At 51.6% G+C, this 14,518-nt stretch carries 6 protein-coding genes and 1 pseudogene; 1 reads left to right on the forward strand and 6 read right to left on the reverse strand.

Features of this window, described 5'->3' with window-relative positions; all coding sequences use genetic code 11:
- A pseudogene (locus tag NT073_RS08885) lies at positions 1-211 on the forward strand (NAD-dependent epimerase); the annotation flags it as partial.
- Positions 212-370: 159 nt separating this feature from the next.
- Here the strand turns inward: NT073_RS08885 and NT073_RS08890 are convergent.
- The 6 genes from NT073_RS08890 to NT073_RS08915 form a co-directional block, all read right to left on the reverse strand.
- Positions 371-4,150 (reverse strand): RICIN domain-containing protein, encoded by a 3,780-nt coding sequence (locus NT073_RS08890; protein ID WP_297371949.1) that lies wholly within the window; start codon positions 4,148-4,150, stop codon positions 371-373.
- A gap of 733 nt (positions 4,151-4,883) precedes the next feature.
- A complete protein-coding gene (locus tag NT073_RS08895) occupies positions 4,884-6,344 on the reverse strand; it encodes a sulfatase (RefSeq protein ID WP_297371952.1) in 1,461 nt (486 codons plus the stop codon).
- A 65-nt stretch (positions 6,345-6,409) separates the two neighbouring features.
- Positions 6,410-7,945, reverse strand: a complete 1,536-nt coding sequence (locus tag NT073_RS08900) for an arylsulfatase (RefSeq protein ID WP_297371955.1) — start codon at positions 7,943-7,945, stop codon at positions 6,410-6,412.
- A gap of 98 nt (positions 7,946-8,043) precedes the next feature.
- Positions 8,044-9,639 (reverse strand): RagB/SusD family nutrient uptake outer membrane protein, encoded by a 1,596-nt coding sequence (locus NT073_RS08905; protein WP_297371958.1) that lies wholly within the window; start codon positions 9,637-9,639, stop codon positions 8,044-8,046.
- 30 nt (positions 9,640-9,669) lie between these two features.
- Positions 9,670-13,176 carry a TonB-dependent receptor gene (locus NT073_RS08910; RefSeq protein WP_297371961.1) on the reverse strand — a complete coding sequence of 1,169 codons (3,507 nt, stop codon included), beginning with the start codon at positions 13,174-13,176 and terminating at the stop codon, positions 9,670-9,672.
- Positions 13,177-13,476: 300 nt separating this feature from the next.
- Positions 13,477-14,478: a FecR domain-containing protein gene (locus NT073_RS08915; RefSeq protein ID WP_297371964.1), complete on the reverse strand. Its 1,002-nt coding sequence runs from the start codon at positions 14,476-14,478 to the stop codon at positions 13,477-13,479.
- Positions 14,479-14,518: the final 40 nt, after the last annotated feature.

A 14,518-nucleotide genomic window follows, 5' to 3' on the forward strand; every position in this document is an offset into this window, starting at 1 on the left:
GGAAGCGATTGCGTTGTGTGAGCAGATTTCGGGCAACAAGATGAACTACCAGTACTCGGAGACCAACCGGAGCGGGGACCACATCTGGTACATCTCGGACCTGAGCAAGTTCAAGGCGCACTATCCGGGCTGGGACTGGACTTTCGACTTGAAGGAGACCATGACCCAGATTCACGACAGCATGGTAGCCCGCTTAGCCGTTATCAGCTAGTCGCTATTCCGTTTATTGCGTGTGATGCCAAGTTCGCAAATCCGGCATCACACGCCTTACCATAGAACCCATAAAGTCGCCCGCTTTTTGGTGCTGAATGCCTGTCTGGCCATTTAGCACCGAAAAGCGGGCGACTTCTTTTTTACCTGGCCCTGTGCATCACATACGACTCACAATCAGTTTTTTATTGATAACCTGATTATCTTTTTTCAGCTGGAGAATGTATTCGCCGGTGCTCAGGGAAGAAACAGAAAGTGTAGACGAATCAACCGCGCAATCGGTGATCAGTTTTATTCGGCCGAGTGCATCAAAAACGGTTACGGCAGCCCCTTTTGCGCCATCGATGGTTACGAAATCGACGGATGGATTAGGGTAGATAGCCACTTTTACGTCCGAACTCTCACCGAAAGAATCGACAACTTTGGGCTTTATATCTACCGCAGCTACTTTGGTAAATAGAAACTTCTGATTATTTCCGTCACCGCAGGCACTTTGCTGTAGCAGTGCGCCATCGGCTGTTGAATTCGCCTGTACCTCAAGGCATCTGGTACTATTGCTGTTTACAACCTTGAAGTAGCCGTCTCCCGCATCAATCAACTTGAATTTCTGGTTAGCCTGCCCACTCAATGTCCACTGGCTGGCCGTAGCGCCATCGCTGGTCGAAGCACCTTCTATATCCAGTAATTTATTGCTGTGCACCGCGCTGATGGTGTATTCGTCATTGTCTACGGCGGTTAGCATCCACTGCTGGCTGGTACCGCTGGTGTAGGCCGTTTGAATGACAGAAGACCCATCCGCCCTTGATTGAGAAGCCACATCCAGGTACTTACCGCTGTGTTTTGCCTGCACATAATATTTCGTTCCGTTCATAACGCTGGCCGTTGTGGGCAGCGGGGTGGTGTCGGTATAGAACCGCAGGCTTTGAATATCAATTGTACGCTCGTAATTGATCCCGTTCGACCAGAAGAACAGCCGGACATACTTCGGACTTCTGAGGCTTGCGGTCTTGTCGTAGGCTGTAGACGAAACAGGAGCGAAGTTTCGGTATTTAATAGTCACAATGTCATTCGTCATCGATATTTCGAAAGGATCAGATGCGGTTACCGGCAGGGATGATGCGTTGAAATACTGCCCCTGCGCAATGACTTTATCATTGCCATACAGTTTAACTGGCGCATTGGTCTGTTCGAAGAAAACCTGTTGTTTAATACGGGCAATTACTTTTCCGTTGATGTCGATAATATCGAAGTAACAGCCACCGGTATTTGCCACACCAGATACCCCGTTGTTGGGATTGGTACCGTCGAATGTCATCGTTCCTTTTAAACTCCAGGAGGTTTTACCGACATTATTACCCAGATCACGGGCAACTGTATACGAGCTATTGGCTTTCGAAAAATTGACGTATAAATCCGGGCTTGCAAAACGGTCGTACGCCAGAACGCTCATCTTCGCAATCCATTTATCGTTGTAGGCGTTATCAAAATTAGTTGTCGGATTCCGGATCCATCCATAAGCTCCGTTTTGTAGCACACTTTTGCGAGCCAGCCCCTGCATAAGATCAACTCCACCAAGATCGGACGGGTCGGTGCTAATGGCATAGGTAGACAGGCTTTGCAAGGGTATAATCTGCTCCTGAATGGTATTGAGCCCATTGATTTTCCAACGGTGTATACCCGACCATCCCGCTTCTTCGGCGTGGTAGAGGTAGACGTTACCGTCCGTTCCTTTCACTACCGTACCATAGTAAACGTTTCCGGCCATGCCAGGAACAGGTCCGCCATCAACCGACTCCTGACGAGCCTCAGGGCCAGTTTTGCCAAAGCCCCCCACCAGCAGACCATTGTCATAAACATGCTGCCATTTGTTGGTCTGACTACCTTTCCAGAACTCACCATGGTAATTCCAGAAAATATTACGGTCGTAGACACTAACCCCGCCCCCGCCGTACACGACTCCGTTGCCTACATCGTAGGCACCATCCGATGGGTAAGGGCCTTTGTAGTCGACCAGGGTGGCACGGGCTGTTTTCCACAACCATTTGTTGGTATTGACTTTGATACCACCCAGGTGGTATCCTGCGCCCATGGCGCCATTTACTTTCCCGTCGTCGAACGTAATCATAACACCCGATGCGCTTGTTTCACCCGTTCGTCCCTGCCCGCCGTACCAGGTAACGGGCTCTTCACCCGTGCTGATCGGTGCCGAAGCGTAGTTAACGGGCGTTCCCCAGATCGGGTTATTACTGGCATCGAATCCGTTCAACGGCCGGCTTTCCCAGTCAATGGTACCCGTTGTTCCTGAGTAGTTATTGGCGGATTGTTTGAGCGACCCATCTGGAGTAATGTGGTAAGTATAGCGATTCTGGGCATCAAAGGTCTGATTAGTAATGCGTAAAGGGCCGCTGGCGGGCAGTTCTACCACAACCAGTTTATTATCGCTGAACCGTTTCAGGAAGCCGTAAACGCGCCCGTTGGGCATGGTCAGCACATCCCGGAATATGTTGGTGATGTACGTATGATTGATCGATAAAACCTCAAAATAATTGGCTGGGAGCGTAGCGCGCCAGTTTTTGACCAGCGTCCAGGAGCCGTTGTTGGCAGCCAGCGGTTTCGAATAATCAACCGAAAACTCTAGAAATTGGGCAAACACCCGGCTGGGGTTATTCTGGTCCACATAGCAGCTGTAGTTGTTCTGCATGTACTGAATCCGATCGATGAAGGTGCGGCTGGCCGAATAGTGCTGCGCCCGGTAGTTGCCCGAATCGCCCACCCAGAACGACCCATCAGCCTGAAAGGCCACGAACGTATCGTTGATCGTCCCGCTTATGTCCGAAAAGTAGAACTTATCGTTACTCACCGTAGGGTCCGTCATGTAGCCGCCCCGTTGGCCAAACGTCCACAGCGGCATTCCGGCTACATTACTGTACGCTTTTAGCTGCTGGCTTCCTCCGCCATCGGCCACGAGCACGGTGCCGTTGTCGGGCGAGACGGCCAGCGCCATCGGGCGTTCCAGACCGGAAAGAGCCATACCGGCATCAAGCAGGGTACCATCTGCCTGTACGGCATATTTACGGACGGTTACCCCGTTAATAACCCATAGCCGATCCTGCCCGTCTATGGCTAAACCGGCCGCATCGTTGAAGGCCAGTGTTTGAGCCAGCGCACCGGTTGTCTTGTTATAGACCCGAATCTGATGGAGGGCTTTATGTGATACGAACAGGTAGTTGCCGTTTTTTTGAACGGCAAGGCCCGTAACGGTGCCATCCGCTTGCGGAATTACGTCCAGACAGGAGGCATACGTTTTGCCGAGAGTCATTCTCAGCGACTGCCCGTTAGGGAAAACCTGTTCGGTATTATCGCTCGTTTTTGTACCGAAGACAAACCAGCTGTTGCCATTGCTGTAGCCATCGTATCCGGCCCAGTAAACGGTGGTTCCGTCGGTAGCCGTAAACAGCGTGGCCTGTGCCGTTTCACCTTTTGGAAAAAATTCGATCCGAGCCTGCGGGCTGCCTACAACGAACTTAGCCTGAGAGGGGTGCCCTTCGGCGTACCCTACGCCATAATAAGCGTTCGTACCACTAATGGCTAAACTTTGCATGCGCAGAAAAGCCCGCTGAACATTGTTATTCTGGCTAATGCCATAGGAAGAGTTACCAATTACACCCTCCCAGGTGTAGTTTACGTTGTTCGATAACACCCGTATGTCGTAGCTGTCAGTAGCGGTCGTCTGACCATCATCGTTAAGGCCATCCCAGCTCCTTGAATGCGAGCCTGCCGGCAAATTAACTCCGCTCCACAAGGTTCTAATTAGTGTACCGTCCTTTGCAAATACACCTGCGCTGGTACGTGCACCAGCCGCCAGATTGAATGAGAACGAAACAACACGTTTTGTTTGAGCAACTACAAGCTTAGGTAAACAAAAGCACAGCAATGCCATTAAGATTGGTAGAAATCTTCTGTAGATCATATTATGGTTCGTTACGATGGATAATCTTTTGCCGCTTTACCGAATCAAGTTTATCTATTAAGACGACAATACAAATAAACAATAAAGAATTATAATACACTTCATGTTTACTTTTTTTATTTATTATAAACTTATATGGTAATACTCATACCTGCCCAAGCCATAGGGCTTGACTATCAAGGACAAATTATAAAGTTGTAAAACCGGGAATAGTCGAAAGGTTGTGCAGACAGACAGGATCATGTAGCGGCCTGGATGAGCCTATTAGGATGAGCAAATACACCTTAAGCATAAATCCTCTTATCCGATAGACAAACGATTTACAAAACTCAACAGAAACACTGAGTGTTGTGCATCCTTAAAATAAATATATGTATATGAAATAATATATTTGAATCCAAAATAGAAGTTAAATGAATAATTTTATAACTAATTAATGCTATTAGATTTACGATATTTAAAATTTACATACATATATCTACTACTAAACTACCCACGTGATAACGGCAGTAATCGTCCACTATAGTGAATACCTAACGTGAATTCCAAATCCACGCTGCATAATACGCCCTTGCGTACTACCACTAGTTGGCATAATACGTTCAAAACAGCAATTGTTGGCCCTGAACTGGCTGCTAACGCATAAACCAGTTCAGGGCCAACAATTGCTATACATAAATAGCTTAAACGGCTTTTACAGTGGTTACTGACTAACCCTTCCCGGCTCGCGCACGTTAGCACCCATACGCTTTTGTAATTCATCACCCAGATCGGTGCGGGCTTCTTCAGCAATCTTTTCGAGTCGGGCTACAACCTCCGGATGCTGCTCCCGAACGTCGTAACGCTCACCGGGGTCGCGACGGAGATCATACAATCCGGCGGTAATCGGATGCGTTTCGGTGCTTGGTCCCGGCTTACCACCCTGCCCCGGCAAAAATCCTTCGTAGGTCCGGCCGGGGTGTGCGAATACAAGTTTCCAGTCGCCCTGCCGCACGGCCTCCAGACTATTTTTTCGATAGTAATAGTAAAACTTGTCGCGGGGGGTTACCGAGTCATCGCCTTTGAGCAGCGCCACCCAATCGACGCCGTCAATTCGTTGTTTGGGCAGTCGGGCACCGCAAACGTTGGCAACCGTTGGCAGAATATCCAGCGCGGTCAGCAGTTTGTTACTCACCCGACCAGCCGGTACGACACCCGGCCAGCGCACCAGGCAGGGCACCCGGTGGCCCCCTTCAAACGACGTCCCTTTCCCTTCCCGAAATCCGCCCGACGAACCGGCATGGTCGCCGTAGTTCAACCAGGGGCCGTTATCGCTGATGAAAATTACGAGGGTGTTCCTGTCAAGTCCCTGCTGCTTCAACTCGTTCATGATCTGCCCAACGGACCAGTCCAGTTCGGTCAGCACATCGCCAAAAATACCCCGGGCACTTTGTCCTTTGAACCGGGCCGATGTCGCCAGTGGCACGTGTGGCAGCGGGTGCGGTACATATAGGAAGAAGGGTTTCTTTTTGTGATTACGAATGAATGAAACGGCCTTTTCGGTAATGGTCCCGGTAATTTTTCCGGCATCGTTCAAATCTTTTATTTCCGGGCCGGGCTCGTTGCCGTCAATCCAGCGCAGGGGCGGGTACTTTGCCTGTGCCTGAGCGGGGTGCAGCGGCCACATATCGTGCGAGTACGGTACGCCATAATACTCATCGAAACCCTGCTGCATGGGCAGAAACTGCTTGTTATCGCCCAGATGCCATTTGCCGAACATACCGGTGGCATAGCCCCGTTCTTTCAGCAACTCGGCCAGGGTTTCTTCGTTCGGATTCAGGCCGATGGGCGAGTTTGGCCCCAAGGCACCGTACAAACCCAGCCGGTTAGGATAGCAACCCGTGAGCAGAGCCGCCCGCGACGCACTGCACACGGCCTGAGCCGCCAGGAAGTTGGTGAAACGGGTGCCTTCAGCCGCCATTTTATCCAGGTTCGGCGTAGTATAGTCCAGCGCACCGGTCACAGACAGATCGCCATAACCCAGGTCGTCCATAAAGAACAGAACAACGTTGGGCGGGGTTGCCGGAGCGGGTTTCTCGACCCAGGCACTAATGGATAACCCAAGCGCAATGAGTGTGATGGCACTTAGCACAAGGCGTGATAGTCGGATAGGTATGTGTTTCATAGTGGTTAGTCCCCGGATTGCATACGGGGTTATCTATAGTCAACCCCTTCGGGGTTGGGGAGTTGTTAGTTTGCTGGTTTGATTTTAGGGTTTATTATCTCCCACTCGTTGATGTGCGTAGGGACGTGCTCGCGGGCTACGATGGCGTTGGCCTGACGGATTATATCCGGGTGCTGAGCAGCCAGGTTGGTCGTTTCACTCACATCTTTGTTTAGGTTATATAGCTCCCAGGGTCCGCTTCGGACTTTCCGCACGTTGGTTTTGACGGCTTTCCAGTCTCCCATCCGAATGGCCAGTTGTCCGCCCTTTTCGGGGTATTCCCAATACAGGAACGGGTGCTGTTTCTGGCGGGAAGGCTGGTTCAGTAAAATCGGGAGGAATGAGATGCCGTCTGTCACGAAGGGTCGTTTATAGCCCACCAGCTCGGCCAGCGTAGCCAGCAGATCATACTGAACGGATACGTGATCGGTGGTCTGGTTCGGCTTGATCACGCCGGGCCATCGGGCCAGCATCGGCTCCCGAATGCCACCCTCGTACACATCCATTTTCAGACCGCGCAACTTGCCCACACTATTGAAATAAGCAGCTTCTACCCCACCGTTGAATGTAGCCCCGTTATCGCTGGAAAACATGACCAGGGTATTTTTATCAATCTTCAGCTCTTTCAGCAGTTGCATCAGTTGCCCGACCTGCGCGTCCATGTGCGTAATCATAGCCGCGTAGGTAGCGCGTGGATAAGGCGTCGACGCGTATCCCTGCTCCCCCAGATACGGCCGCTCGGCGGTCTGATTGTCAGCAAATTTGCCGATATACTCCTTTACGGCAGCTTCGGGTGCCTGCAACGACACGTGTGGCGCGGTGAACGGCAGGTATAGGAAAAACGGGCCGCTTTTATGCTGACGGATAAAGGCCTGTGCTTTCTGCGTCATCTTGTCAATAGCATAGTCGTTGCCGCGGTAATAAGCAAAAGCTTCGGGCGTGGCCGTTTCGGGAGTTAGCCGCCGATGTACGTCGATGACAGGATTATCGAGTTTGTCGGGTTTTCCGTTTTCCCAGAGGTGCGTCGGGTAGTAGTTATGCGCCTGTTTCTGATCGAGGTATCCGTAGAAATAATCGAAGCCCTGCTCGTTCGGGTTGCCGGTGGTATTGGCCATACCCATGCCCCATTTACCAACACAAGCCGTTCTGTAGCCCTGCTGCTGCAATAGCCGACCAATGGTGAAGGCGCCCGGATAAAGCGGCATCTGACCGCCTTCCAGCGAGTCAGGGAAGCCGCCCATCTCATAGTTACCCCGGATGTATGAATGGCCGCTGTGTTTGCCGGTCAGGAGCATACAGCGGGCAGGGGCGCAAACGGGCATGCTCGTGTAGTGCTGCGTAAAACGAATGCCTTCGCGGGCCAGCTTGTCCAGGTTCGGCGTGCGGATTTTCTGCTGGCCGTAGCATCCTAGTTCGGCATAACCCAAATCATCGGCATAGATATAGATAATATTGGGTGGTCCGGCGCCCCGGCCCGACGGCTCACGTAGAGTAAAGGAGCTGAATAACCCTGCCGCCAGTAGCAGAATCACTAGGCTGGGTATGATTAAACCTGACTTCATGCCTTCGTCATTAGATTATGACACAGAGATACACACAGATCACGAGAGATGCACAGAGATAAGCAAAGGTCTCAGCGTATCTCTGTGTCATTCCATTATTACCAGCCCGGATTTTGCGTGAGCGTGGGGGTTAGGTTTCGTTCTTTCTGCGGGATGGGCCAGAGGTAATGCCGCGACTTATCGAAGGTGCGGTTTACGGCTACCACCTGAATGGTTGTTAAGGCACCGTTAGCCGCTTTGTAGGTAATCCCGTAAATAGGGCCGGGCAGTACTGTTTCGGCGGTTTTCCAGCGCCGGATATCGAACAGGTGCTGCCCTTCGAACGCCAGCTCAACGATCCGTTCCCGACGTACAATACCCCGTAGCTCTGACTGACTGGCGGTGCTGCTGATAGACGGCTGTTTCACATCGGAACGGCCATTACGAACAGCATTTATGGCCAAAATAACACTGGCGTCCAATTGATTCAACTCTATTTTCGCTTCGGCATAGGTCAGTAAAACTTCGGCATATCGGAGCAGAATGATGTTGATGCCGTTGTTTCCAGGGTTGGCGTAATCCTCGGCGTTGATGTACTTCTTAATGTTAAAACCCGTTGTCGACGCAATGTAGGTGTTCCCCACAGCATCGGCCGTACCGCTGGTTGGCTCGGGGCGGAAGGTGATCCCGCTCGGCAGCACATCGCCCGTCAGAAATACCGAGAACTTAAGCCGAGGGTCACGATTGGCGTAGGGGTTCGCGGGGTCGTAGCCGCTGGTCGCATCGGTAATCAGCTTCCCGGCGGTTGTTTCGTACATATCGACCAGTGCTTTGGTGGGTACGTAGTTGCTGTTCGCACTCTTCTGGCTATAAGGAGCCATCAGCGCAAACACATTGACTGGATAGGTATCTTTAATGAACTGCCGGTCCAGCAACACTTCTTTGTTGTTCTCGGCGGCATAACTGAAAAGCTTTTCGTAACTGTCATTCAGTCCATAAACACCCAGTTTGATCACCTGATCGGCGGCATCGGCAGCCTGCTGGTAGCGCCCCGCCATCAGGTTGGCCCGCGCCCGAAGCCCCAGGGCTGCCCCTTTGGTAAACCGGCCTTTGTCGGCAGCAGCGTAGGTGGCAGGCAACAGGCCAGCGGCTTCGTTCAGCTCCTTGTCGACAAAATCCCAGACCTGAGCAATGGGTGCACGGGCCAGATTGCGACTTTCGTCCAGCGAAATAGCCGTTGTTACTAGTGGAACGTCGCCAAACAGACTCGCCAGTTTCAGGTATTGATACGCCCGGAGTGCTCTGGCTTCACCTTTGAACTGATTGATCAAAGCCGTATTCGTAGACGGCACTTTACTCACGTTTTCCAGAAAGTAATTACACGCCCGGATACCCTTGTACGCTTTGGCCCACTCAGCGAACACCTTGGCGCTGGTGGCGTCGTACTGCCCCTGTTCGACATACGATTGAATATCGAACGGCTGATTTACGTGGGCAATGTCCGTTAGCGCATCCCAGCTAAAAATGTTGGTACTGTCGAGGTCCGTGTAGAGGGAGTTGACAGCCAGTTTAGCATCATTCTCCGTTCTCCAGAAAAGGCTCTCCGACAGGCGGTCGTTGGGAACTGTATCAAGCAACTCCCGATCGCAGGCGGTAAATAACACCCCCGACACAGCCAGCAGAAAAGGCAGCAGTATATACGTTATTCGTTTCATGATCTTTGACAGATAAATGGGTGAATGCGCTTAGAATTGCAGGTTAAGACCGAGTGTATACAACGACGTTTGCGGATAATACACCCCCCGGCCGGAGCCTGCTTCGGGGTCGAGATTCCACTCATTCAATTTCGAGAAGGTAAGCACGTTGGTAGCCGACACGTACGTTCGAATCCGGCTCAGCCGCACTTTCGACGCCACAGCCGCTGGTAATGAATACGCCAGTTGGATGTTTTTCAACCGCACGTACGATCCGTCGATCACTAGCCGGTCGGAGGTGGCTACGTTACGTAAGTCGAACTTGATCGGGCGGGGGAAGCGGGCGCCGGTGTTGTCGGGCGTCCAGTAATTATTGGTATAGATCGAGTGTGTAAAACCCTCCTGATTACCCATTTCCGACAACGCCCCGGCCAGGCGGGTACTTACTTTAGCTGCTCCCTGAAAGAGCAGGTTCAGCTCGAAGTTGCGGTACGAGACATTCGAGTTAAGCCCAAACGTGAACTTGGGAAACGTATTACCGATGTTCGTCATGTCGTTGGCGTCGATCTTGCCGTCGCCATTGGCATCAATGTATTTCACGTCGCCCGGTTTGGTATTGGCAGCATAAGTGGCCTTGTATTCGGTGATCTGCTGCTGCGTCTGGAAAAGGCCATCTGTTTTATAGCCCCAGAGCGCATTGATGGGCAGGCCAACCGCAATGATGTAGCGGGGGTCAATATCAGACCCAATAATGTACGGGCCGGTGCCTTTCAGGTCGACGACTTTGTTCTCGTTGATGCTGAAGTTGGCTCCCAGGTTATACTGAAAACCCGATGGATTTTTGGCACCCCGGTAGTTCAGACTAAACTCCCAGCCTTTGTTCTCGACTGAGCCCGCATTTTGCGGAGGAGCAATCAACCCGATGGTGGCCGGAATATCCAGATTCAGCAAAATGTCGTTCGTGAGCTTTCGGTAGTAGTCGACCGTCAGGTTCAGGCGGCTCCGAAAAAAAGACGCATCCAATCCTAAATCCAGCTGGGTGGTCGACTCCCAACCCAGATCGGTATTAGCCAGCGTCGTTTGCCGATAGCCCTGCACGGCGGCCCCGTTGAAATTGTAACCACTACCGGTCAGGGAAGCGTAATAACTGTACAGATTCACCGACTGGTTACCGGTTATACCCCACGACCCACGCAGTTTGAAGTCGTTGACCGTTTTCTGCAAACCCTGCCAGAAGTTTTCTTTCGAAAGCCGCCAGCCCGCCGAGAAAGACGGGAAGAAACTGTACTGTTTCTGGCCCGTAAACTTCGAAGAGCCGTCGTACCGTCCGTTTACTTCAACCAGGTATTTGCCATCGTAGTCGTAATTTACCCGACCGAAGTACGACCGCAACCCGTAATCGGCATCATTACCATCATTGCTCTTTGTCCCGTCGTTAGCTCCCTGACCAATCGACTGAATGTCGTTGTTATAGAACCGTTCGCGGTAGGCCCTCAGGAACGTTTGCGTGTTGCCAATCTGCGAATAACCCAGTAAGCCTTTCAGATTGTGGCTACTGAACTTTCGTTCGTACGTCAGCAGGTTGATCAGCGTATATTCGCGAAGCGTGTTTCGAATTTCGCTCAGGGTGTTATTCGCGACCGTCTTGGTAATGTTGGTATTCTTGTCGACGTTCACGTAGGAGTTTGCGTAATTCTTGTCCTGGGTAAAAAAGCCTCGTCCGGCCAGTTGTGTCGAGAATGTCAGCCCGTCGAGGATCTCCCAGTCGGCTTTTACGTAGCCCGCCAGATAATCGGTCGAGCGTTTAGAGTTGCCCCCAATTTCGGCATACATCAGCGGGTTGTTGCCCTGCGTACTCAGTCCGTAGGTACCATCGGCATATTTTGGTACCGCCCAGAGGGTCCCGTGAAAAAGGAAATTGACGGGATCGATCGTTGGGGCCTGCGAATAGTTGTACCGGTAATTGATATCGCCACTAACGCGCAGTTTGGGCGAAATGGTGTAATCGGTATTCAGGCGAATCTCTCCGATTTTACTGTTATAGTTCGTGATGATACCGGCCTGATCCTGATAGCGAAGGCTCAACCGGGTTCGCAGGGATTCGGTGCCCCCCGCAACAGCAAGCGTGTGATTTTGCTGGGGGGCCGACTGAAGCATCGTTTGAAACCAGGTGTTTGGCATCGGGTACTTCTCGCGGTCGGTGGCCGTTACATAGGCCTGAATAGATGACTCTGTGAACCGGGCGGGCAGGGCCGCCCCTGCATTGGTATAAGCCACCACCTGTAACCGCATGTAGTCTTCGAGGCCCATCATGGTCGGTTTGTTAATGGAGTTCTGGATGGCGTAATAGCCGTTATACTCCACCTGTACCTTGCTGCCTTTAGCTCGTTTGGTCGTAACGAGCACTACGCCATTGGTTGCTCTCGACCCGTAGATGGCCGTTGAAGCCGCATCTTTCAGAATCGAAATGGTCTCAATATCGTCCGGGTTAATGTCTGAAAGCCGTTGCTCAATCCCATCCACGATCACCAGCGCATCATTCTTGCCCATGTCGTAGCCTCCGGTGCCGTTATTGGTACCGGCGGTGTTGCTGATGCCATTAATGTTAAATGTGGTAATTCCCCGAACGCGAATGGCGGTGTTGGAACGTCCCGGCGAGCCCCCCTGATCGAGCACCGTAACGCCCGGCAATTGGCCCTGCAACGACTGCTGGATGTTGGAAACCGGTCGGCGCGCAATTTCTTCGGCACCGATCTGCGCCACAGAATTGGTTAGGCTGTTGCGTTTTTGCGTGCCATAACCCACAACGACGACCTCCTCAAGTTGCTTGTTATCCGTTATTAACGACAGGTCGATGCGGGTACGTCCGTTGACGGCTACCTCCTGCGTAGCGAAGCCAATTCCTGAGAAAACAAGCGTGGCATTGGCGGGTGCCTCCAGGGTGAACCGACCGTTGGCATCCGTAGTGGTTCCTCTCGTTGTGTTCTTGATCACGACATTGACGCCGGGCAGCGTTTCGCCGGTTTCACTCCTGACGGTGCCAGTAATGGGCTGATCGGCGGCCAGCCGGGTATCCGTTCTGGCGGCCCATAAAGCCACTAAAGCTGGGCTTTTTACGGTAGATTCACTTTCCGAGACCGGGTTCTGATTAAGTATCTGAACCGGAAGCTGGGCCGATACAGGCGCTACTTTTTTTACTTTTCTGGCGGCAAGAATGAGATACGAGTTACGGTTTACTTTTTTGAACCGAAGCCCCAGCGGCTGTAAAATCGTTTCCAGGTTCCTATCCAGCGTAGCTTTCGCGTTCAGGGTCTCTGCTGCCACAGAAAGTCCCTCTACTGTCCGCATTTCAAACATAATATCGACGCTGTACTGGTTTTTAAGATCAGTGAGCACGTCTTTGAGCTGTCGCTTCACCATCGCTTCAACCGAGGCTACCCGCTTCTGCTGAACACTACTGGCCAGCACGACCGACTGCGACCAGCCGGGCTGAAACCCGACCAGTACTAACAAGGAAAGAATGCCTGCGCCACAGGCCCTTCGTAAATGATTTGCCATAAAAGAGAGGGGATTAAGGGTTAGTTGTCTGAAACTCACGACCAGTCAGCAAGTGCATGAACACGGGGCCGGGCAATAGAAAGCATACATCAGCATGAAAGAGAATCCGTCTGAAAATAGATTAGTCTTGTTAATTGGTGGGCAAAGTTGAATTGCTCAGATCTGTTTTCCAAGAAAAAACTAAAAATTTGATTATCAGTCAATTACCTAATAGTCTATCGAGAATTACTGTTATTCATGTCCGCAAAAATGGACTCAACCGCATTCCTGTGAGTATGAAACGATTATCCGTTACGTCGCTTAGTTATCCGTAATCTGAACACGCTGCCCCTGCCGAACCACGCTAACATCCAGAAGTTCAGAAATAGACTGAAGAAGCTGGTCGACGTTATCGGCCCGGAACGATCCCATGAGTACGCGCTCGGCCAGTTCGTGGTTTTTTATCTCCACCTGCAACCCATAGTTATCTTCGAGCAGGTACGCCACTTCTTCGAGGGTTGTCTCTTCAAAAACAAACCGCTTTTCTTCACTTACGGATCGAAACCGGGACTGCTTCACCGGATTCAGAGCTATGTGATTGCGGGTGTCGAGCGTAACCAGATCGCCGGGCTTCATCAGCACCTGCCTGGCCGTTTTGCCTTCCTGATATTGAAGCTGTACTTTTCCTTTGTTGAGGACTACACGCGCTCCACGTTTCCGCGCAAAAACAGTGAATTCTGTACCCAATACTATTATGTCCAGCTTTTTCGCCGTTCTGACGATAAACTTCCGGTCGTCGGGGGTGTGCGTTACGGAGAAGCTGGCTTCTCCGGCCAGAAACACTTCGCGGTTTGATTTACCAAACCCCCAGCGCGGCACCCGCAGGCTAGAGTTAGCATTGAGCGTAACCCGACTGCCATCGGCTAGGGTCAGGGCTTGCATTTCGCCAAATGCGGTTGTGTAGTTCTTGTATAAAATCTGGTTGCGAAACAGCCCTACGGCCGCTCCTAGGAGTAGTATGACAGAAGCGGCTGCCAGCCACTGCCCCCAGCGATTTGGCCGGACAATAGCGGGCTGAGGAATGGTGGCTTCCGTATCCGGCAGGTGTGGGTTGTCGGTTAAAAAAGCAGCGAATTGCTGAATGGCGCTATCCGTTTGCGTGCGGTATTGCGGGTTTCGATTCTCCCACTCTTCCAGCCATTCGTAATATTTCTCTTCATTGGCTTTGTCCTGGAGCCATTGGGCGATCAGTTCCCGCTGAATCGGAGAAACTTTTCGGGCAAAGTGATTGACCACTAACTCTTTCGTGATTTTTGTTTCCATAGCTTGGGGCCGTCTGGGTGTTGATGAGATAACGGTTGAG

Source organism: Spirosoma sp. (assembly GCF_026391055.1).
Classification (GTDB): Bacteria; Bacteroidota; Bacteroidia; order Cytophagales; family Spirosomataceae; genus Spirosoma.

Coding starts and splice junctions, on each gene's coding strand:
- NT073_RS08900 (WP_297371955.1), bottom strand. CDS start 7,945: ATGAAGTCAGGTTTAATCATACCCAGCCTAGTGATTCTGCTACTGGCG.
- NT073_RS08895 (WP_297371952.1), bottom strand. CDS start 6,344: ATGAAACACATACCTATCCGACTATCACGCCTTGTGCTAAGTGCCATC.
- NT073_RS08910 (WP_297371961.1), bottom strand. CDS start 13,176: ATGGCAAATCATTTACGAAGGGCCTGTGGCGCAGGCATTCTTTCCTTG.
- NT073_RS08905 (WP_297371958.1), bottom strand. CDS start 9,639: ATGAAACGAATAACGTATATACTGCTGCCTTTTCTGCTGGCTGTGTCG.
- NT073_RS08915 (WP_297371964.1), bottom strand. CDS start 14,478: ATGGAAACAAAAATCACGAAAGAGTTAGTGGTCAATCACTTTGCCCGA.
- NT073_RS08890 (WP_297371949.1), bottom strand. CDS start 4,150: ATGGCATTGCTGTGCTTTTGTTTACCTAAGCTTGTAGTTGCTCAAACA.